19 protein-coding genes are annotated in these 19750 nt (G+C 74.4%); 9 read left to right on the forward strand and 10 right to left on the reverse strand.

The window, feature by feature from the left end:
- Position 1: 1 nt before the first annotated feature.
- Both AB0924_RS28845 and AB0924_RS28850 read right to left on the reverse strand, forming a co-directional pair.
- Positions 2 to 742: a maleylpyruvate isomerase family mycothiol-dependent enzyme gene (locus AB0924_RS28845; protein WP_358929207.1), complete on the reverse strand. Its 741-nt coding sequence runs from the start codon at positions 740 to 742 to the stop codon at positions 2 to 4.
- Positions 743 to 859: 117 nt separating this feature from the next.
- A complete protein-coding gene (locus AB0924_RS28850) occupies positions 860 to 2026 on the reverse strand; it encodes an MFS transporter (protein ID WP_358929209.1) in 1167 nt (388 codons plus the stop codon).
- A 413-nt stretch (positions 2027 to 2439) separates the two neighbouring features.
- On the opposite strand from AB0924_RS28850, the gene AB0924_RS28855 reads away from it, so the two are divergent.
- The gene (locus AB0924_RS28855; RefSeq protein WP_358929211.1) at positions 2440 to 2835 is read left to right on the forward strand and encodes a luciferase family protein; all 396 of its coding nucleotides are present in this window, start codon (positions 2440 to 2442) and stop codon (positions 2833 to 2835) included.
- Positions 2836 to 2898: 63 nt separating this feature from the next.
- On the opposite strand, the gene AB0924_RS28860 is transcribed toward AB0924_RS28855, so the two are convergent.
- Complete coding sequence (locus tag AB0924_RS28860; RefSeq protein WP_366912929.1) at positions 2899 to 3678, reverse strand: DeoR/GlpR family DNA-binding transcription regulator; 780 nt, start codon at positions 3676 to 3678, stop codon at positions 2899 to 2901.
- A gap of 123 nt (positions 3679 to 3801) precedes the next feature.
- Here AB0924_RS28860 and AB0924_RS28865 point away from each other — a divergent pair, with 123 nt between their 5' ends.
- Together AB0924_RS28865 and AB0924_RS28870 are read left to right on the forward strand one after the other, a co-directional pair.
- On the forward strand, positions 3802 to 4683 hold the full coding sequence (locus AB0924_RS28865; RefSeq protein ID WP_358929215.1) for a sugar isomerase: 882 nt from the start codon (positions 3802 to 3804) through the stop codon (positions 4681 to 4683).
- 26 nt (positions 4684 to 4709) lie between these two features.
- Positions 4710 to 5603 carry a class II fructose-bisphosphate aldolase gene (locus tag AB0924_RS28870; protein ID WP_366912930.1) on the forward strand — a complete coding sequence of 298 codons (894 nt, stop codon included), beginning with the start codon at positions 4710 to 4712 and terminating at the stop codon, positions 5601 to 5603.
- Here the strand turns inward: AB0924_RS28870 and AB0924_RS28875 are convergent.
- Positions 5590 to 6726, reverse strand: a complete 1137-nt coding sequence (locus tag AB0924_RS28875) for a methyltransferase (protein WP_366912936.1) — start codon at positions 6724 to 6726, stop codon at positions 5590 to 5592. The genes AB0924_RS28870 and AB0924_RS28875 overlap by 14 nt on opposite strands.
- A gap of 58 nt (positions 6727 to 6784) precedes the next feature.
- Here AB0924_RS28875 and AB0924_RS28880 point away from each other — a divergent pair, with 58 nt between their 5' ends.
- From AB0924_RS28880 to AB0924_RS28890, 3 genes are read left to right on the forward strand one after another with little or no spacing between them, the layout of a single operon-like run.
- On the forward strand, positions 6785 to 7453 hold the full coding sequence (locus AB0924_RS28880; RefSeq protein ID WP_366912931.1) for an alpha-ketoglutarate-dependent dioxygenase AlkB: 669 nt from the start codon (positions 6785 to 6787) through the stop codon (positions 7451 to 7453).
- A 46-nt stretch (positions 7454 to 7499) separates the two neighbouring features.
- The gene (locus AB0924_RS28885) at positions 7500 to 8735 is read left to right on the forward strand and encodes an ROK family protein (RefSeq protein WP_358929222.1); all 1236 of its coding nucleotides are present in this window, start codon (positions 7500 to 7502) and stop codon (positions 8733 to 8735) included.
- Positions 8732 to 9466, forward strand: a complete 735-nt coding sequence (locus tag AB0924_RS28890) for an NUDIX hydrolase (RefSeq protein WP_358929224.1) — start codon at positions 8732 to 8734, stop codon at positions 9464 to 9466. The genes AB0924_RS28885 and AB0924_RS28890 overlap by 4 nt, the downstream gene beginning before the upstream one ends.
- 52 nt (positions 9467 to 9518) lie before the next feature.
- On the opposite strand, the gene AB0924_RS28895 is transcribed toward AB0924_RS28890, so the two are convergent.
- Entirely contained in the window at positions 9519 to 9710 is a 192-nt protein-coding gene (locus AB0924_RS28895) for a DUF1272 domain-containing protein (protein WP_358929226.1), read from the reverse strand.
- A 273-nt stretch (positions 9711 to 9983) separates the two neighbouring features.
- Here AB0924_RS28895 and AB0924_RS28900 point away from each other — a divergent pair, with 273 nt between their 5' ends.
- Positions 9984 to 10265: an SHOCT domain-containing protein gene (locus AB0924_RS28900; protein ID WP_358929228.1), complete on the forward strand. Its 282-nt coding sequence runs from the start codon at positions 9984 to 9986 to the stop codon at positions 10263 to 10265.
- Between the two features lie 277 nt (positions 10266 to 10542).
- Here AB0924_RS28900 and AB0924_RS28905 read toward each other — a convergent pair whose 3' ends face one another.
- Positions 10543 to 11139: an ATP-binding protein gene (locus AB0924_RS28905; protein WP_358929230.1), complete on the reverse strand. Its 597-nt coding sequence runs from the start codon at positions 11137 to 11139 to the stop codon at positions 10543 to 10545.
- A 207-nt stretch (positions 11140 to 11346) separates the two neighbouring features.
- On the reverse strand, positions 11347 to 11670 hold the full coding sequence (locus AB0924_RS28910) for a hypothetical protein (RefSeq protein WP_351660537.1): 324 nt from the start codon (positions 11668 to 11670) through the stop codon (positions 11347 to 11349).
- 379 nt (positions 11671 to 12049) lie between these two features.
- Between AB0924_RS28910 and AB0924_RS28915 the strand changes: the two genes are divergently transcribed.
- Positions 12050 to 13174: a PLP-dependent cysteine synthase family protein gene (locus AB0924_RS28915; protein WP_366912932.1), complete on the forward strand. Its 1125-nt coding sequence runs from the start codon at positions 12050 to 12052 to the stop codon at positions 13172 to 13174.
- Positions 13175 to 13192: 18 nt separating this feature from the next.
- Here AB0924_RS28915 and AB0924_RS28920 read toward each other — a convergent pair whose 3' ends face one another.
- The gene (locus AB0924_RS28920; RefSeq protein WP_366912933.1) at positions 13193 to 14023 is read right to left on the reverse strand and encodes a DeoR/GlpR family DNA-binding transcription regulator; all 831 of its coding nucleotides are present in this window, start codon (positions 14021 to 14023) and stop codon (positions 13193 to 13195) included.
- 306 nt (positions 14024 to 14329) lie between these two features.
- Here AB0924_RS28920 and AB0924_RS28925 point away from each other — a divergent pair, with 306 nt between their 5' ends.
- A complete protein-coding gene (locus AB0924_RS28925; protein ID WP_358929236.1) occupies positions 14330 to 16660 on the forward strand; it encodes a hypothetical protein in 2331 nt (776 codons plus the stop codon).
- 22 nt (positions 16661 to 16682) lie between these two features.
- On the opposite strand, the gene AB0924_RS28930 is transcribed toward AB0924_RS28925, so the two are convergent.
- Positions 16683 to 19124, reverse strand: coding sequence for a right-handed parallel beta-helix repeat-containing protein (locus AB0924_RS28930; RefSeq protein WP_358929238.1), 2442 nt, complete (start codon positions 19122 to 19124; stop codon positions 16683 to 16685).
- Between the two features lie 110 nt (positions 19125 to 19234).
- Positions 19235 to 19750: hypothetical protein (locus AB0924_RS28935; protein WP_366912934.1), on the reverse strand; the 516-nt coding region annotated here is incomplete at its 5' end.

Consider the following 19750-nt stretch of genomic DNA (forward strand, 5'->3'; position numbering starts at 1 on the left):
GTCAGATACCGGACGTCTCCCGCCACAGCGCGGCGAGCGCGCGGTCGCCCGTCACCTCCGGCACCGGCACCCGGTTCCACAGCGCCAGGTACAACTGCTCGGCCGTTCCGGTCAGCTCGGCCTCCGCCTCTCCGTCCGCGTCCCGTGAGGTCACCGGCGGTTGGTCGGACAGCCGTACGGTCCACGCGGCGTCCGGGCCCGCGTCCACCGCACGCACCCGCAGCACGCGCGGCCGCTCGGTGCGGACCCGGCTCCGGGCCCGGGCGTGGAAGCCGCGCAGCAGTTCGTCGACACCGTCCGCGGCGAATCCGGCGGCCACCGGGGAGGCCGGCCCGCCCCGCGCCGCCTCTGCGTCGTACCGGTGGACGGCCGTCTCGTGAGCCTGCCGGCGGGTCCAGAACGTCAGCGGCGACGGATTCGGCGCCGGATGGAAGGTCCAGCAGTCCAGGTCGGCCGGAGCGCCGGCCAGCGTCTCGACCAGCCGGCGGTGGCTGTCCCGGTACCAGGCCACCAGTTCGGCCCCGTCCAGGTCCGGGCCGTCAGGGAGGGGGCGCGGGGCGGTGTGCCCGTCGGCGACGATCGCGGCGGCCCACCGATGCACGGTGCCCGTGTGCCGCAGCAGGTCCCGCACCTGCCACCCCGGGCACGTCGGCACCTTGGCGTCCGTGCCCGCCGACTCGGCGGCCGCGGCCAGCAGCCGGCCCTCCCGGTCCAGCGCATCCAGCAACTCGGCAGTCTCCATGGCGGCGAGTCTGCCGGATGGAGCGCGCTCGAAGGAACCGGTTTTCCCTGCCCGCGGGCCCCTGGGGCGGGGCGAACGGCGCCCGCGCGCCCCGGCGTCCACCCGGCGCCGCAGGGCTCAGCCGCTCAGCTTCCGCCGTGTCGTCGCCCCGATGGCCGCGGCGACGGCGGCCAGGGCGGCCACACTGGTCAGCGCGGCGGGCAGGGAGAGCCACTCGGCCATGAAGCCGATCGCGGGCGGCCCGAGGAGCATGCCGCCGTAGCCCAGGGTGGAGGCGATCGCCACACCGGACGGGCCGGCCAGCGCGCCGGCCCGTTCCACCGCGACCGGGAAGAGGTTGGCGAGACCGAGGCCGGTGACGGCGAAGCCGAGCAGCGCCGCCCAGACGGAGGGCGCGAGCGAGCCGAGCAGCATGCCGGCGGCCGCCGTGGTGCCGCCGGCGACCACCGTACGGGCCCGCCCGAGGCGTTCCAGCAGGGCCGTCCCGGTCAGACGCCCGATGGTCATGGAGAGCGCGAAGAGCGAGTAACCGGCGGCCGCCGTGCCGGCGGACGCCGCTAGGTCCTGCTGGAGGTGCAGGGCGCCCCAGTCGGCCATGGCGCCCTCGCCGTAGGCGGTGCACAGGGCGATCAGCCCGAGGACGACGACCACGACGCGTGTCCTGCCGTCCGGCCGCCGCGCGCCGCTCCCGGGTTCCGGGTTCCCGCGCTCCGGCGGCACCGGCGCCTCGTGCCGCAGGAGGGTGCGCCCGGCGACGGCGGTGACCAGCAGTCCGAGCAGGGTGATGCCCAGCAGGTGCCGAGTGGGGGAGAGGGCGCCGGCCACCAGTCCGCCGAGGCCGGCGCCGATCATCCCGCCGAGGCTGAAGGCCGCGTGGAAGCTGGGCATGATCGGTCTGCGCAGAGCGGCCACCAGGTCGACGGCGGCGCTGTTGAACGCCACATTGACCCCGCCGTAGGCCGCCCCGAAGAGCAGCAGGACGGCACCCAGCGCCGGCGCGGAGTGAGTGAGCGGCGGCAGCGCGACGCTCAGGGCGAGCACGGTCATGCACACCACGGTCACCAGGTGGCTTCCGTGACGCCGGCACAACCGGCCGGTCATGGTCATGGTGAGGACGGCCCCCGCGGAGACCCCGAGCAGGGCGAGCCCGAGGGTGCCGGCGGAGGCGTGCGTCTGTTCCTTGATGTCGGGGATGCGGACGACCCACCCGGCGAAGATGAAGCCGTCCAGGGCGAAGAAGGCCGTGATCGCGGCGCGGAGACGCGTGAGCCCGTGACCCGGCACGACGCTGTGCGTTCGGGTTTTGTTTATTTGCGGCACAAATGCAGGCTACGGGCGGGCGCCGAGCTGACGCAAGAGTCGACGGTTGCCTCGGGCATGTGTCCGGCGGGGCCGGGACCGGCGCCGGCCGCGGGCTCCGACGGTGACGATGCGCCCTGCTCGCGGCTCGCGCGGCCTTCGCGCCCGGCACGGGCCGGGGGCCGCACGGCCCGGCGGGTGGAGGACGGGCCGCGAAGTGCCGCCGAGCTGCGCGGACTTGCCGGCCCGGGTGCATCCCGTCCGGGTGCGACAGGCCGAGTTGAGGGGTGGTCCGTGTGCGCGCGGGCGTCCGGACCCCGGAAACCGGAGCGGATACAGGTCGGTTAATGCTTGCGCACCGGCTGGTTGCCGAGGGGTGAGCAAGACATGATGGCCTCATGACGTTGGCCTCGCGCGCGCTCGCGCAATTGGCGACCTGGCCGGACCTGAGACGAGCCGTCCCGAGCTGTGGCACGGGAGAGGCGGTCGACTCGGCCGAGGGTGAGATCGTTCACTTCCACTCCGACCGGGACGTCGACCTGCGGCTGACCGGCCGGGCCATCCAGCGGTTCGCCAAGGATCTGAAGGCCTCGGGCGCGGTCCGCATCGTGCCGGGCTCCCCGTGGGTCACCCTCCGGCTCGACGCGGCCAGCGACGTCGATCTGCTGCTGACCCTGGTCAGCGTGGCGCTGCAGGCACGGCAGTCCTGGCCGGACCCGGAGGGGCGGGCGGTGTCCGGCTGCAACGACCAGCGCGGCGCCGGATTCGTGAAGGCCGACCGCAGCGGCTACTGAGCCCGGGGCCGCCGGCGGCGTCCGGTGGGCGACGCGCGGTCCGGCGCGCCCCGGCGCCGGGCGTCACACCGCCAGGACCCGGATACCCGCCTCCTCGAAGCGGTGCACGGTGTCCTCGGCGACCGCCGTGTCCGTGACGAGCGTGTCCACCTGTTCCGCCGTGCAGATCCGGGCGAAGGCCCGCCGGCCCAGCTTGCTGGAGTCGGCGGCCACCACCACCCGCTCGGCGCGTTCGCACAGCAGCCGGTTGATCGCGGCCTCCGCCTCGTCGTGCGCCGCCGCGCCGTGCGTGACGTCGAACGCGACCACGCCGAGCACCGCCACGTCGAGCGTGATCTGGCCCAGCACCCCGTCCGCGAGCGGGCCGATGAGCTCGTACGACTGAGGGCGCGCGACCCCGCCGGTCACCACGATCTTGAACTGGGGCCGCACCGCCAGCTCGTTGGCGATGTTCAGCGCGTTGGTGACCACGGTCAGGGCGGGTGAGCCGGTGCCCAGATCGCCGCGCACGGCGAGCGCGCGGGCCACCTCCGTGGTGGTCGTGCCGCCGGTCAGCCCCACCGCCTCGCCCGGCGCCACGAGATCCGCCACCGCCTTGGCGATCCGCTGCTTCTCCGAGGCGCGGCGGGCCGTCTTGTAGCGCAAGGGCAGCTCGTACGACACCCCGTGCACCACCGCCCCGCCCCGGGTGCGGACCAGCATCTGCTGCTCGGCGAGCTGGTCGAGGTCCCGGCGGATCGTGGCCGCCGACACCTCCAGCTCGGCCGCGGCCTCCTCGACCTCCAGCCGGCCGCGCTCCACGAGCAGTTCCAGCAGCGCCTTCCAGCGGGCGTCCCGGGACATCCGCGGCCTCCGTTCTCCGTATCCCCGGCGACCCTAGCGCACCTCACCCTCGGTCCGGATGCTTGATTGTGCTCGAAAGGCCGCTATATCTTGCAAGAACAATCAGCAAGGGGAGGGTGTGGCATGAGTCATGTCGAGGACGAGCTGAACAGCCAGCCCGAGTGCTGGATACGCGCGGCCGAGGAGGCTGGGCGGCACGGCGGGGCGCTGCCGGCGCCGGGCGAGCGGGTGGCGATCGTCGGATGCGGGACCTCGTACTTCATGGCGCAGGCGGTGGCCGCCCTGCGCGAGGCCGCCGGGCAGGGGGAGACGGACGCCTTCGCCGCCTCCGAGTTCCCGCCGGGACGGTCCTACGACCGGGTCGTCGCCCTCACCCGCTCCGGCACCACCACCGAAGTGCTGGCACTGCTCGCGGGGTTGAGGGGCGGCACCAGGACGACGGCGATCACCGCCGACCCCGCCACCCCGGTCATGTCGGCCGCCGACGACCTCGTCGTGCTGGACTTCGCCGACGAACGCTCCGTCGTCCAGACCCGGTTCGCCACCACCGCGTTCACCCTGCTGCGCGCCCACCTCGGCCTGCACACCGCGGGCGTCGTCGCCGACGCCCGCACGGCCCTGACGGCCACGCTGCCCGAAGGCCTGGTCGACAGCACGCAGTTCACGTTCCTGGGCCGCGGCTGGACCGTGGGCCTCGCGCACGAGGCCGGCCTGAAGATGCGGGAGGCCTCGCTGTCCTGGACCGAGGCCTACCCGGCGATGGAGTACCGGCACGGGCCCATCAGCGTCACCACCGGGGGCACCGCCACCTGGATGTTCGGCGAGGCACCGGCCGGCCTCGCCGAACAGGTGCGCGGCACGGGCGGGGCGTGGATCGCGGGCACGCTCGACCCGCTCGCCGAACTGGTCCGCGTCCAGCGCCTCGCGGTCGCCGTCGCCGCCCGCCGGGGTCTCGACCCCGACCGTCCGCGCCACCTCACCCGCTCGGTGATCCTCGCCTCCTGACCCCCGCCCCGGAAGGGAGACAAGCCGTGCCCCTCGCGACCACCGGCGAGCTGGTCACCCGCGCCGCAGGAACCCGCTCCGCCGTCGCCGCCTTCAACATCATCACGCTGGAACACGTCGAGGCCGTCATCGCGGGCGCCGAGTCCACCGGCGCCCCCGTGATCCTCCAAGTCAGCGAGAACGCCGTGAAGTTCCGCTACGGGCGCCTGCTGCCGCTGGCCCGCGCCGCCGTCGCCGCCGCCGAACGCGCCGACGTCCCCGTCGCGCTGCACCTCGACCACGTCCGAAGCGACGAACTGCTGCGCCAGGCGCCCGGCGCCGGGTTCGGCTCGGTGATGTACGACGCCGCCCACCTGCCCTACGCCGACAACCTCGCCGCGACCCGGGCGGCCGCCGACTGGGCGCACTCCCGGCACCTGTGGATCGAGGCCGAGCTGGGGCAGATCGGCGGCAAGGACGGCCGGGGCCCGCTGGACGCCCACGCACCCGGTGCGCGCACCGACCCCGCCCAGGCGGGCGACTTCGTCACCGGCACCGGGGTCGACGCGCTCGCCGTGGCCATCGGCAGCGCCCACGCCATGACCACCCGCACCGCGGCCCTGGACCACGCCCTGCTCGGCCGGCTGTCCGCCGCGCTGCCGGTACCCCTGGTCCTGCACGGCTCCTCCGGCGTGCCGGACGACGGCCTGGTGGCCGCCGTCGCGGGCGGCATCGCCAAGGTCAACGTCGGCACCGCACTCAACGCGGCCATGACCGGCGCGATCAGGGACTTCCTGGCCGCCCACCCGGAGGCCGTCGACTCCCGGAAGTACCTCCACGTCGGCAGGGACGCGATGGCCCGGGAGGTGGCCCGGATCATCGCAGTAATGGTCCGCGGCCGGACCGCGCCCCCCGCGGACCAGGCGGTCAGCCCCGCTTGACCGCCTTCAGCACCACGAACTTCGGGTCGCTCGCCACCAGCCTGCTGTTGCCGAACAGCCGCTTCAGCTTGACGTGGTAGCCGAGATGCCGGTTGCCGATCACCCACAGCTCGCCGCCGGGGCGCAGCGCACGCTTCGCCCCGGCGAACATCCGCCAGGCCGTCGCGTCGGTGGTCGCCTGGTGGGAGTGGAACGGCGGGTTGTTCAGCACGAGGTCCACACTGCCGGCCGCCACCCCCGCCAGCCCGTCCCCGACCCGGAACTCCGCGTGCCCGGGGACCCCGTTGGCCCTGTACGTCGCCTCGGCGGAGGCCACGGCCTGGAACGACTCGTCCACGAACAGCACTTCGGCTTCCGGGTCGGCCAGCGCCATCGCCGTACCGACCACGCCGTTGCCGCAGCCGAGATCGGCCACCCGCCCGGCGCCCGGCCCGGCCGGCAGGTGCCGCAGGAAGAAGCGGGTGCCGATGTCGAGCCGGTCGGCGCAGAAGACCCCCGCGTGGTTGACGACCGGGCGCCCGGAGACCGCCCCGACGTCCTCGGGAAGGTCGTAGCCGTACGGCCACGGGTTGGCGGGCCGCTCCAGGGCGGGGTCCGGGGAGCAGAGGATCAGCCGGGCCTTCTGCCGGGCCAGTGAGGTCCGGGTCGGCCCGAGGATCCGCTCGAACAGGCTCAGCGTGGAGGTGTGGATCTCCTTCACCATCCCGGTGCCGACCACCACCGTGCCCGCGTGCACGGCGGGTGCGAGCCGCAGCAACTGGTCCTCGAGCAGGGCCAGGCTCTTCGGCACCCGGACGAGCAGCACGTCCACCCGGTCCGGCGGCGGATCCTGGGTGGTCAGCAGCCGCACGGCACCGGGTTCGACGCCAGCCCGGGCCAGGTTCGCCCGCGTCGCCTCCTGGCTGAGGAAGGAGTCGGTGATCTGCGTCGGCCGGTGCCGGGCGAGCGCCGTGACCAGCGCGCCCCAGCGGTCGCCGACCACCACGACCGTGCCCGTCAGCGGCACCCCCTCCTCGGCCAGGTGCCGCAGCAGGTACGCGTCGGAGGCGTCCCAGGCGCGCAGCGGGTCGCGGGGATCCTCGGGGAAGCGGGACAGCTCGAACTCGTCCCATGGCGTCGTCATACGGTCGTTCATCGCGCTCCAGGCTAGCCGAGCCCCAGCTCACGACCGGTCGTGCAGGATGGGAGGCATGGATGGCACGGATGCCGAACTGTTCGCCAGGGAGCCGGCGCGGGGCGCGCCGGGCGCCGTGCACGTCCCCGGCTGGCTGCCCGCCGAGCGCCGGCGCGCGCTGCTGGCCGCCTGCCGCGAGTGGGCCCGGCCCCCGGCCGGCCTGCGCACCGTCCGCACGCCCGGCGGCGGCACGATGAGCGCCCGGCAGGTCTGCCTGGGCCGGCACTGGTACCCGTACGGCTACGCCCCCACCGCCGTCGACGGCGACGGCGCGCCCGTGAAGCCGTTCCCGGCCTGGCTGGACGAACTGGCCCGGAACGCCGTGACCGACGCGCTCGGCCCGCGGGCGCTCCCGGCCGAGCCCTACGACATCGCGCTGATCAACTTCTACGACGGCGACGCCCGCATGGGCATGCACCGGGACAGCGACGAGCGGTCGGACGCGCCGGTGGTCTCGCTGAGCCTGGGCGACACCTGCGTCTTCCGGTTCGGCAACACCGAGACCCGCACCCGGCCGTACACGGACGTCGAGCTGCGCAGCGGCGACCTGTTCGTGTTCGGCGGGCCGTCCCGCCTCGCCTTCCACGGGGTGCCGCGGGTGCGCCCGGGAACGGCGCCGCCGGAACTGGGGCTGACCGGGCGGCTGAACATCACCCTGCGGGTCAGCGGGCTGTAGATCCGGAGCAGGCCACGACGGCTGCGGATCATGGGAGACTCCCCTCATGACCGGCAAGGCGGACCCCCGTAAGGCGGGGGAAGGGACCACCTCCAGGGCGCGGCTGGACCGGGGGCGCGGTGCGCTCGGACCCGCGCTGGAGCTCGTGCACACCGGACGGGCGCCGACCCGGGCCGTGCTCACCGCCGAACTCGGGGTCACCCGGGCGACCGCCGGGGCGGTGGCGGCCGAACTGGAGGCGCTCGGGCTGATCCGGGTGAACGCCCGGCCGGGCGCGGCCGCCGGTTCCCAGGGGCGCCCCTCGCACCGTCTCGAGGTCGCCGAGGACGGCCCGGTGGTCCTCGCCGCGCAGGTCCACGCCGACGGTTTCCGGGCCGCACTGGTGGGTCTCGGCGGACGGATCGTGGCGACCGCGCCCGGCTGCGAGACCGTCGACGCGGACCCCGCGAAGGTACTCGGCTCGGTCGTCGAGGCGGGCGCCGAACTCCTGCGCACCACCGGCCGCCGCTGCGTGGGGGCCGGACTCGCCGTGCCCTCCGCCGTCGCCCAACCCGACGGCCTGGCTCTCAACCCGCTCCACCTGGCGTGGCCGGCGGGCGCACCGGTCCGCCGCATCTTCGCGGAGTGCGTGCGCGCCGCCGGCATCACCGGCCCCGCCTTCGCGGCCAACGACGTCAACCTCGCCGCGCTCGCCGAGCACCGGCACGGCGCCGGCCGGGGTGCCCGGGACCTGCTGTGCGTGGCCACCGGGCACCGGGGCGTGGGCGGCGCCCTGGTCCTCGACGGCCGTCTGCACACCGGGAGTTCGGGGCTCGCCCTGGAGGTCGGGCACCTCACCGTCAACCCGGAGGGCCGCCCCTGCCACTGCGGCAGCCGCGGTTGCCTCGACGTCGAGACGGACCCGCTGGCCCTGCTCGTCGAGGCGGGCCGCGATCCGGGCCCCGAGGTCTCCCTGCTCCAGCAGGCCAACGACATGCTGCGCGACCAGTACACCGACCCGGCCGTGCGCACAGCCGCCGAGGCACTGATCGACCGCCTCGGACTGGGCCTGGCCGGCCTGGTCAACATCCTCAACCCCGACCGCATCATCCTCGGCGGCCTGCACCGCACCCTGCTCGACGCCGACCCCGGACGCCTGCGCGCGGTGGTCGCCGACCGCAGTCTGTGGGGGCAGAGCGGCGGCGTCCCCGTCCTGGCCTGCACCCTGGACCACAACAGCCTGGTCGGCGCGGCCGAGCTGGCCTGGCAGCCGGTGCTGGACGATCCGCTGGCGGCGCTGTGACACGGGCCGGCCGGGTGGAACTGCTGGACGCCCCGCGCATCCGGCTCGTCGAGACCGCCGCGCCCGAACTGTCACCGGCGCACCGGTCGGCCATGGACCGCCGGTGGGCGGAGGCGGTGCGGGCCAACCCGGCGCTCTTCGACGGTCCGGTGGCCGCGCTGACGGGCCTGGAGCGGGACGGGCGGGACGGTCTGGTGCTGTCGTGGGCCCGGGCCACCTACCGGTACCGCGCGCTGCGCGGGGTACCGGACGCGCCGGTCTGCTCCTCCCTGTTCGTCTCCGTGGTGCAGCCGTCCGGCGACGGGCGCCTGACGGTGGGGCGGATGGCCGCCTCGACCTCGGCGCCGGGCCGCTGGCAGCTTCCCGGCGGGACCGTCGAACCACCGGAGGAGGGAGCCGAGCTGGACGTCGACGGGCTGCGCCGGCACGCGACCCGCGAGCTGTCCGAGGAGACCGGCTCCGACATGCCCGCCGAGGCCCTGACCCTGTGGCTGACCACCCGGGGAGCGGGAGGCGGTGTCGGCGTCATGTTCCTCGCCCCGCCGTGCCCCGGCCACGAACTGCGTGAGCGGTACGCGCGGCTGGTGAGCACGGAGACGAGCGAGGGCCGTGAGCCCGAGTTCGACCGGATCGAACTGATCAGCCCGCCCACCGGTCTGGACGGGCTGGAAGGACCGCACGTCGACTACCTGGAACCGGTCTGCCGCCACTACGCGGACACCTCGGCCTGAGCCGCGGGCACCGGCCCGGCGGCGGCGACCCGGCCGCCGTGGGAGACGGGGCCTACGCGTCCGCGCGCGTCCGGCGCCGGGGCCGGGCGGCCAGTTCCCCGCCGCAGGTGGGGCAGACCTGCCCCAGTGCCTCGCCGCACGGCACGCAGTACGTGCACTCGTACGAGCAGATGCGGGCCGGGCCGTCCGTCGCAAGCCCGGCGGTCCCGCAGCGCTCGCAGCGGTCGCGCATCTCCAGTGCCATCGGCGTCTCGTCTCCTCGGGTCGCGGACCGGCGGTGTGTTCCGGTCCCGCCTCCCATCCTCCGGGCCGCGGCCCGCACCGGAACCCGTCCGGGGGCCAGGGATCCGCACGATCGGGCCACCGCCGCACCCGGCGCGGCGGGTACGGCGACTCCCTCGCGTACTCCCGCGGGGGTATACGCACTGCCGCCGGCCGCACGACGACCCGGACCCCCCTCCCGAGGGAGTCTCGTGACATCACCCGAACCCACGAGACGACGACGGAGACGAACGAGATGCAGACCCTGGCGAACTGGGACGGCGGGCCCGGCCCGTGGATCCTCTTCTTCCCCCTGATCTGGGCGGCCGTCGTGATCGGTGCCGTCACCTTCCTGCGCCGCACCGGCCGCCGGGGGAGGGGCCCGTGGCGGCCGGTGGACGGTGGCCGCCCGGCGGGCGACGCGCCGCTCGCGGTACTCGGCCGCCGCTTCGCCTCCGGCGAGATCGACGAGGACGAGTACTGGCGCCGGACGTCCGTCCTGGAGGAGCACTTCGGCCGCAAGGACGGGACGGCCTGACGACCCCGACGACGGCGGTGCGCTCCGCCGCCCGCACCCACGACGGTGTGGGCGTCGGCCTTCCCGCCGGGCGGGACGCACTCGGTGCGATCGCCGCGAAGTGAGCGACGCACCCGGCGCGAGCGCCGTGAAGCCACGGGCGGACGGTGCTCGGCGGGACAGGAAACCCGTTTCGCGTCCCGTCGCACCCCGCCACGGCACCCGGGCGGGCGGGTCGTCGCGACTCGCCCCGTCCGTACGTCGTGGTGGCGTCACCCGTGGTGGCGTCACCGCCCGGTCAGCCGGGAACGGCCGACCGGGCGGGAGCGGATGCCACGGCCGAGGCATGCGCCACGGCAGGGGCGGGAGCCGCGGCGACCGGCGTGGGCGCCACCGAGGCCGGCCGCGCCTCCGTGAGCCGGGGCGCGGGCCGCCGCTCGGCCGCGGGCCGCGGCGAGCGGGCCGGCTGCCGGACCGCCGTGGACGGCGCGGGCAGGGTGAACCACACGACCTTGCCGTCGTCGCCCTCGGGGCGCGCCCCCCAGCTCTCGCTCATCGCGGCCACCATCACCAGGCCCCGTCCGCAGGTGGTCAGCGGAACGAGGCCCGGCGCCTCGGCGGCGTCGGCGACCACGGGAAGGCGCGGATCGTGGTCGCGCACCGAGACCGTGAGCCGGTCGACCAGCAGTTCCAGCTCGACGGTGCACGACTTGTCGGGCCGGGCGTGCCGGTGGACGTTGCTGAGCAGCTCGGTCACACCGAGCGCGGCCCGGTCGATCAACGGGTCCATATGCCAGTAGCGCAATTGCGCAGATACGATTCTGCGGACCTGGCCGATCCGCGACGGCAGGGCTTGGAGCTCCACCGTGCAGTGCCTGCTTGAGTGACTGATCACGGCTGCGACTCCCCGATGTGAGGTCCGGAGGAACCGGAGGAAACACGGAGAACAAACGGATCCAGCAGGGTGCTTGCGTCCAAACGTCCGCCTGCTGTGAGGGCCGGCGGGCTGGTTCGCAGCGTTATCGCCGGTAAACCCAGAGTGACGTGAGACCAGCGTGACGCAGCGGATGCGCTCCCGCAACTCGCCACCGTCGGTTGCCGGTCAGCCGCCGCGCCCGGCCGCGCGGCGCACCGCTTCGATGAACCGCCGTGCCGCGGGCGGCCCCGGCTCGCCCGGAGCGGGATCGTGCTCACCCAGCGTCAGCGAGTACCGCTTCCCGTTGAGGTCGGCGTGCGCCCGGTCCTCCGGGGCGAACCACGGCCTGGAGGCGCGCACCGCCTGCACCGGAGCGCTGTCGATCTCGCTGCCGTAGCTGGTGAGCAACTCCACCCGGCCGTCGCTGATCCGGACCTGCCCGGCCCGGGTGAGCGAACGCAGCCGTTTGCCGATCCGCACGCCCTTGGCCGTGAACTCCGGCTCCGCCATGTCCTGCCGCCCCCTTGTGCGCGTCCTTCGCCGCGATGCCGGACCGTGTGGGTCCGGATCCGGCCCGTGTCCGGTCGTACCGGTCCGGGCCGGCGCGGTGCCGTGATCCAGTGTGCGCCGCTGTCCGGGACGATCGTCCCGTCCGGTGCAGTCTGCCCCGGCGAGGTCGGGAGCACCAGTGCGCAGGGGGCGCGCGCGAGGGGCGCCCGGAGCACTCGCGCCAATGCGCCCCGGGGTGCCTCGCGCGGCGGTGTCCCAGGGTCCCTTTGAGCGGCTCAAAGATACGTTTATGCAGGTGAGAAGTGGTGTGGAAGGTGCCTATGATGCGAAGTGCCGGCCGCCCGAGGCGCCGTCGCCGCTCAGCGTAAGGAGCCCCGCCGTGAGCACCACCCCACAGACCCGGACCGGCACCACCCTCGACGTCGACCGCAGCGACGCCGCCTATCGCGGCTGGCTGAAAGACGCCGTCCGCAAGGTCCAGGCCGACGCCAACCGCTCGGCGGACACGCACCTGCTGCGCTTCCCGCTGCCCGAGCGGTGGGGCATCGACCTGTACCTGAAGGACGAGTCGACGCACCCCACCGGCAGTCTCAAGCACCGGCTCGCCCGCTCCCTGTTCCTCTACGGCCTGTGCAATGGCTGGATCCGGCCGGACCGCCCGGTGATCGAGGCGTCCAGCGGCTCCACGGCCGTCTCCGAGGCGTACTTCGCCAAGCTGATCGGCGTGCCCTTCATCGCGGTCATGCCACGCACGACCAGCGCCGAGAAGTGCCGTCTGATCGAGTTCCACGGCGGGCAGTGCCACTTCGTGGACGACTCCCGGAAGATGTACGAGGAGTCCGCCCGCCTCGCGGTGGAGACCGGCGGCCACTACATGGACCAGTTCACCTACGCCGAGCGGGCCACCGACTGGCGCGGCAACAACAACATCGCCGAATCCATCTTCCGTCAGCTGGAGTTGGAGCGGTTCCCGGAGCCCGCCTGGATCGTCGCCACGGCCGGCACCGGCGGTACCTCGGCGACCCTGGCGCGCTACGTGCACTACATGCAGTACGACACCCGTATCTGTGTCGCCGACCCGGACAACTCCTGCTTCTTCGAGGGCTGGACCACCGGCGATCCGGACGTCACCTGTGACTGCGGCTCCCGGATCGAGGGCATCGGCCGACCGCGCATGGAGCCGAGCTTCGTGCCCGGCGCCATCGACCGGATGATGAAGGTCCCGGACGCGGCCAGCGTGGCCGCCGTACGCGCCCTGGAGCGGACCATCGGCCGCAAGGCCGGCGGCTCGACGGGCACCGGCCTGTGGAGCGCGCTGAAGATCGTCTCCGAGATGGTGGCCGAGGGCCGCACCGGCAGTGTCGTCACCTTGCTGTGCGACCCGGGGGACCGCTACCTGGACAAGTACTACTCCGACTCCTGGCTCGAGGAGCAGGGCCTGGACATCGTCCCCTACACGGCCGCGATCGAGTCGCTGCTGGCCACGGGCGTGTGGCCGGGCTGAGGGCCGGCCGACGCCCCGTCAGATGTCCTCGTCGTCCTCGGTCTCGCCCGCCACCACCAGCCGGTGCAGATGCTCGGCGATTTCCGTGCGTGCCTCGGCGGGCAGACCCGCGTCGGTGACCAGCGTGTCCACCTGCGCCAGCCCGGCGAAAGAACTCAGGCCCACCGTCCCCCACTTGGTGTGGTCGGCCACCACCACGACCCGGCGCGCCGACTGCACCAGCCGGCGGTTCGTCTCGGCCTCCGCGAGGTTCGGTGTGGACAGTCCGGCCTCCACCGATATGCCGTGCACGCCGAGGAAGAGCAGATCGAAGTGGAGCGCGGCGATCGCCTGGTCGGCCACCGGGCCCACCAGCGAGTCGGACGGGGTGCGCACCCCGCCGGTCAGCACCACCGTCGCCGCGCCCTGCCGCTGCCCCGAGGTGCCCTGCGCCGCGTGGAAGACGTCGGCGACCCGCACCGAGTTCGTCACCACGGTCAGGTCGGGCACCTCCAGCAGGTGCTGCGCGAGCGCGTAGGTCGTCGTACCGCCCGACAGGGCGATCGCCGTGCCCGGAGTGACCAGCCGGGCGGCGGACCGCGCGATGTCCTCCTTGGCGGACAGCTCCAGAGCCGACTTCGCCTCGAAACCCGGCTCGTGCGTGCTCGCCTCGACCACCGGGACCGCGCCGCCGTGCACCTTCTCCAGCATGCCCTGGCGGGCCAGCGCGTCCAGATCGCGCCGTACGGTCATGTCGGACACGCCGAGCTTGCGGGTCAGTTCGTTGACCCGGACGCCGCCCCGGCGCCGGACCTCGTCCAGGATCAGGGCGCGACGCTGCTCCGCGAGGAGGTTCTGATTCTCACTCACGTACGCTCCGGTCCCTTCGCCGCGATCCGTCGTCCGACCCGCCCGCCGCACCGGCTCCGACCTTGGGGTCCAGCGGTCCCCGGTGCACGGGCGTTCCATCTTTTCACGGGATGGCGGCGGTCGCGCCACCGCCTTTCCCGACGCGCACATGTCATTTGGTCCCGGCCCGGCGCCGGGGACCCGGGGCCGTCGTCACACGGATCGGGGAGATTCCGTGACGAGAGGTGTACAAGGGCCGGGAAACGGAGAACCTGAAGCCCGCGTGGGCAGGTGTCCAGCAGACGCGTCACGGGGGAAGTGCTGACAGTGGAACGTGCGCAGGAACGCAGTCCCGGGCCGGAGACGGACGGCTCCGGCTTACGGCCCGCACCGGCCGGTGCCGAGCTGGAACTCCTGGTGCACGGCGTCGGCGGCACCACACCCGAGAAGATGCTCGACGACCCCCGCACCGTCCGGATCACCGGCGACGACACGGCCGCGATCTTCCGGCGCGCCGCCGACGCCGGGAAACCGGCGGCCGCGGACGGACCCCGCGGCGAACCGGTCCAGGAGGCGTACGTCTGGTGCAACCTCACCTCCGGTGACGGCACCCGCGCCCTCTGGCTCCTGCTGCTGCCCTTCATGGTGGTCAACCTCGCCCACTGGATGCGCCCCGCCGCCCACGGCCGCAGGCGCACCGTCCGGCTCTACGGCCTCCTCGTGCGGCTGGCCGCGCTCACCCTGACCGTGCTGCTCACGGCCGCCGCCTGTGAGGTCGCGCTCGACCTGGTCGCCTGGCAGTGCGCGGGCGTCACGGACTGCGCCCGCCGCCACACCTGGCTCGGCTTCATCTCTCCTGCCGTGGCCGGCGACGCCTGGTGGACCCAGCCGGGCCGCCGACTCGCGCTCGCCGCGCTGATCCCGGCCGCGCTGACCGCCCTGCTCTGGTACCTCTCGCACCGCACCTGGAACGCCTACGAGTCCCACCAGCCGATGTCCCGCGATCCCGAGCCGGAGACCGACGCGAGCGCCCTCGCCCGGCCCGGCTTCTGGTACGGGCGCCGCCTGGTGGCCAGGCTGCGCGCCGCCCACACCGCGGCCGGCCTGCTCACGGTCGCCGCCGCCGTCGCCACGTCCACGGCCCGCTTCGACCACCGTCCCGGCGGGCCGGCCGCCCTGAACCTGCTCGGCTGGCTCCTCGCCGCGGCCCTGCTCGGCGGTGCGGCGGCCGTGGTGGCCGTCGTCTGCCGCCGCGGCCGCAGCGAGCGGTGCCCCGACCACCGGCTCGACCGCCACCTCGTCCGCCGCCTGCCGCTCGGCGCTCTCGTCCTGCTGCTGCTCACCCTCGTCCACGCCGGCTGGTCCCGGCCCGGCTGGCGGTCCGCCGGCCGGCTGCCCGGTGACGCCGCCTTCGGCGCCCTCATGCTGACCCAGGGACTCCTCGTCGTCGCCCTCGCCGTCGTCGCCCACGACCTCTACCGACGGCGCCCCGACCCGCGCGCCGCGGGACACGGCCTCGGCGGGCCGGCGGTGGCGCTGCTCGCCTGCGCGCTGGGCGGTGTCATGTCCGGCGGCGTCGCACAGCGCGTCGCCGACTGGCTGGACGGCACCCGTGCCCTCCTCGACGGGCCGCCGGTACTGCTGACCTGGCAGGCCTCCGTCATCCCGCCGCTGCTGGCGGTGCTGCTGTTCCTCGCCGCCCACCTGGCCCGGCGCACCGCCCGGCTCGCCCGCGCCGAGCGAGACCGGGTACGGCACGAGCACCCCGGCGAGCCCGAGGACCCCGCCCGTACCCGCCGTATCGCCCATGCGCGGGCCATGGCCACCCTCACCGACCGGGCACCGCTGGTCATCGGCGTGCTCTGCGCCACCACCCTGCTGCTGGGCGCCGCCGCGCTGGCGGGCGCCCTGGCCACCGGCAAGCCACCCGAAGGGGCGGCGCGGCGGACGTACGACGTCGTCCAGGCGGCCGCCGAGACCTCGCAGGCGCTGGGTTCCTGGCTGGTCGGAATAGGTTTCCTGCTGTTCGTCACGTGGGGCCGGCGCGCCTACCGGGACGCCTCCGCCCGGCGCACCATCGGCATCCTCTGGGACGTCGGCACCTTCTGGCCGCGCGCCGCCCACCCCTTCGCCCCGCCCTGCTACGCCGAGCGCGCGGTGCCGGACCTGACCTGGCGGATGGCGACCTGGACCGCGCGCACCGGCGGCCGGCTGGTGCTGTCCGGCCACTCCCAGGGCAGCGTGCTGGCCGCGTCCGCCGCCTGGCAGCTCAGCCCGTCGGCCCGCAAACGGGTGGCCCTGCTCACCTACGGCTCCCCGCTGGAGCGCCTCTACGGCCGCTGGTTCCCGGCCCACTTCGGCCCGCCCGCGCTGGCCGCACTGCACCGGGACGTCGCCTGCTGGCGCAACCTCCACCGCCCCACCGACCCCATCGGCGGCCCGGTCCGCCTCCCCGGCGACTGCGGTCCCGAGGTGGACCACGAACCCCTGCGCGACCCCCTCGCCTACGGCCGCACCCCCGAGCACCCGCTGCCGGCCCCGATCCTCGGCCACTCCGACTACCAGGCCGACCCGGCCTTCACCCGCGAACGGGCCCGCCTCCTGGCCCGCCTGCGACCCGGCCTGCCCACCCAGCGCCCCGAACACCCGCAACCGTGACGGTCCCGGCCGGATGCTCCGGTCAGGGCAGTTCGGGCAGGTCCTCGCCGTACAGCAGGGTCAGGTCGTCGGTGCTGGGGTCGGCGAGCTGGGCGACACGGCTCGCGTGCCGTTCCACCATCGCCTCGAACGTCTGACGCGCGGTACGGCCGTTGCCGAAAGCGGCGCCCTTGGGGAGCGCCGTGAAGTACTTCAGCAGCGACTCGGACGCGCCCGGAGTCAGCCGGTACTCGTGCTCGTCGGCCTGCTGCTCCACGATCCTGAGCAGCTCGTCGGCGCCGTAGTCACCGAAGGTGATGGTCCGTGAGAACCGGGAGGCCACACCGGGGTTGACGGAGAGGAAGCGCTCCATCTCGGCCGTGTAGCCGGCGACGATCACCACCACCGCGTCCCGGTGGTCCTCCATCAGCTTCACCAGCGTGTCGATGGCCTCCTTGCCGAAGTCGCGCCCGGCGTCCTCCGGGGAGAGCGCGTACGCCTCGTCGATGAACAGCACACCGCCGCGCGCCCGCTGGAAGGCCTCCTGGGTGCGGATCGCCGTCGAGCCGATGTGCTCACCGACCAGGTCCACCCGGGACACCTCGACCAGATGGCCCTTCTCCAGCACGCCGAGGGAGGCGAGGATCTCGCCGTACAGCCGGGCCACCGTCGTCTTGCCCGTACCGGGGGAGCCGGTGAAGACCAGGTGCCGTTTGACCGAGGCCGCCTTCAGGCCCGCCTGCTGCCGGCGCCGGCCCACCTCGATCATGTCGGTCAGCGCGCGGACCTCCCGCTTGACGCTCTCCAGGCCCACCAGCGCGTCCAGCTCACCGAGCACGGCCTTCGAGGGCCGGACCGGCTGCTCGGGATCGACCGCGGCGACGGCCGGTTCCGCGTCCAGGACGCGCTGGCCGGGGATGGCTCCGAGCAGGCCCGCGGAGGAGGGGGTCGCCGACTGCCCGGCCGTCTCGCGCGGTGCCGGCGGCCGGAGACCGCCGCTCTCGTCGCTGGTGCAGTCCTCCACCACCGGACCCGTCCCGGAGCCCGTGTCCGGCCCGGCGTCCGCGAACTCGAAACCACCGCGCGCGCACCGCTCCGTGCGGCACTTGCGCAGCGTCGTGCGGCATCCGTCGATCACGTGGAAGCCGTAGCCGCCGCTGCCGGCGACCCGGCAGTCCACGAAGGTGCCCCGGCCGCCCGCGGACACGTAGAAGCCCGCCTCGGCGGGGGAGTCGACCGTGCACCGCTCGACGGTGGGGTCGGCGCCCTTGGTGACGATCACACCGGTCTGGGTGCCGTCCAGGGTGCAGTTGCCGAGGTTGCCGCCGCTGCCGTGGTCGCGGAACCAGGCACCGGTGGCCGCGTCCCGGATCCGGCAGTCGTCGAGCTGCGCGGTCGCGCCGTCGCTCACCGACACCGCCGTGTTGCGCACCTGGTACAGATCGCTGTCCACCACGTCCGCGCGTGAGCCGCGGTCCAGTACGAACAGCGCGTCCGGCACGTCGTGCACCCGGCAGGCGTCGAGCACCGCGGTGGCGCCGTCGCTCACCCACACCGCCGGATAGTCACCGGTGCTGTCGAAGATCTCGCACTGGTTGGCGTCGACCCGGGTGCCCGGGTCCCACACCGACAGGCCGTTGCGGCCGAACTGACGGACCGTCGTCCGGGTCAGCGTGAGCACGGAGCGGGAGCGCAGGTCGATCGCGTTCTCCGGGACGTCGTGGATCCGGCAGTCGGCGAGCGTGAGTACCGCGTCCGTGTCCAGCGTGACGCCGTCGGCCGTGGTGCGGTGCAGATCGCAGTCGGTGAGATGCGCCGTGGCCCGCCCGGTGACCTGCACCCCGGAGCCCCGGACCTCGTACACCTCGCAACCGACCGCCTCCAGCGCCGAGTTGTCCCCGGTCGCGGTCAGCCCGTTGCCGGCGGCGTGGTGCACCCGGCAGCGCTCCAGCCGGGGATGGGCGCCGCCGTGGACCGAGACCCCCGCCTGCCCTGCCGCGACGACCTCGCACTCCTCGAACACCCCGCCCGCGCCGTCGAGTACGGCGATGCCGATGCCGGCCGGGTTGTCGACGGTGCAGCGGCGCACGGTCGGGCGCGCCCCGCCCCGCACCTCGATGCCCGCGGCGGACCGGGTGACGATCCGCACGTCCCTCAGCTCGGGCGTGCCCTCCTCCACCAGCAGGGCGGGCGCCGCCGCGTCCTGGCCCTCCACATGCAGGTCCTGCACGACCGCCGAGGCCCGCACGGTCAGCGGGACACCGTCCGCCGGCGCGATCCGCACCGAGCCCGGGGCGCCCTCGGGACCCCGCAGGGTCACCGGCCGCCGCACGACCAGGTTCTCCCGGTAGGTGCCGGGAGCGATGGTGAGGACGTCGCCGTCGGCGGCGGCCTCCAGGGCTGCGGCGAGCGAAGCGTACTCACCCGTGCGGCGACGCCACCGCGAAGTTCCGCTGTGCGTCACCTGGACCGTGCCCTGTGCCATGGCGTTGCCGTGCCCCCACCTCGTAGTACGCGGGTTTGGTGCCGAATGCGAGTCGGCCGCTCCACCGTAGCGTGCGCGCGGGTGGTGGGATGACCAGAGCCGCAAGGCCGTCAGCTGCCGGTGCCCGCCTTGCCCCAGTCCGGACCCGCCCGGTCCCAGGCCCGGTCCCAGCGCGCGTAGCGGCGGCGGACCATGCGCCACACGATCAGCCGCCGGCCGCACTCGACCAGGCCCGCGGTCAGCAACGCGGCGCCCAGACCCGCGAGTACGGCGTGCGTCGTCGCGGTGGGGGAGTCCAGCGGGCGTGTCGTCACACGGCCGTACCGGTCCGTCCAGAGCCCGAAGCGGTCGCCCGGACGCGGTGATCTGAGCTTCGCCAACGCGGGTCCGCGCCGGTGGCCGCCGTCGGGTGCCGTCCAGTCGGCGAGGACCCGGCTGTGGGAGTCCCCCACGGCGCTGGTGTCGGGGTCGGTCTCCACCGGGGCGCCGCCGAGTCTTCGCACCACGGTCGCCGTGACGAGGTGGCGTTCGTGCTGCTGCTCCCGCGCGGAGCGCTGCAGGGAGTCCTGCGCCGTCACCCCTATCAGGGTGCCCGTCACCGGCGCGGCCACGGCGATCAGCACCAG

Source organism: Streptomyces sp. NPDC047869, from assembly GCF_040704065.1.
In the GTDB taxonomy this organism is placed as follows: Bacteria; Actinomycetota; Actinomycetes; order Streptomycetales; family Streptomycetaceae; genus Streptomyces.

Excerpts from the sequence above, each read along its gene's own strand:
- AB0924_RS28845 (WP_358929207.1), bottom strand. The coding sequence starts at position 742 with ATGGAGACTGCCGAGTTGCTGGATGCGCTGGACCGGGAGGGCCGGCTG.
- AB0924_RS28855 (WP_358929211.1), top strand. The coding sequence starts at position 2,440 with ATGACGTTGGCCTCGCGCGCGCTCGCGCAATTGGCGACCTGGCCGGAC.
- AB0924_RS28860 (WP_366912929.1), bottom strand. The coding sequence starts at position 3,678 with ATGTCCCGGGACGCCCGCTGGAAGGCGCTGCTGGAACTGCTCGTGGAG.
- AB0924_RS28865 (WP_358929215.1), top strand. The coding sequence starts at position 3,802 with ATGAGTCATGTCGAGGACGAGCTGAACAGCCAGCCCGAGTGCTGGATA.
- AB0924_RS28875 (WP_366912936.1), bottom strand. The coding sequence starts at position 6,726 with ATGACGACGCCATGGGACGAGTTCGAGCTGTCCCGCTTCCCCGAGGAT.
- AB0924_RS28880 (WP_366912931.1), top strand. The coding sequence starts at position 6,785 with ATGGGAGGCATGGATGGCACGGATGCCGAACTGTTCGCCAGGGAGCCG.
- AB0924_RS28885 (WP_358929222.1), top strand. The coding sequence starts at position 7,500 with ATGACCGGCAAGGCGGACCCCCGTAAGGCGGGGGAAGGGACCACCTCC.
- AB0924_RS28895 (WP_358929226.1), bottom strand. The coding sequence starts at position 9,710 with ATGGCACTGGAGATGCGCGACCGCTGCGAGCGCTGCGGGACCGCCGGG.
- AB0924_RS28900 (WP_358929228.1), top strand. The coding sequence starts at position 9,984 with ATGCAGACCCTGGCGAACTGGGACGGCGGGCCCGGCCCGTGGATCCTC.
- AB0924_RS28910 (WP_351660537.1), bottom strand. The coding sequence starts at position 11,670 with ATGGCGGAGCCGGAGTTCACGGCCAAGGGCGTGCGGATCGGCAAACGG.
- AB0924_RS28930 (WP_358929238.1), bottom strand. The coding sequence starts at position 19,124 with ATGGCACAGGGCACGGTCCAGGTGACGCACAGCGGAACTTCGCGGTGG.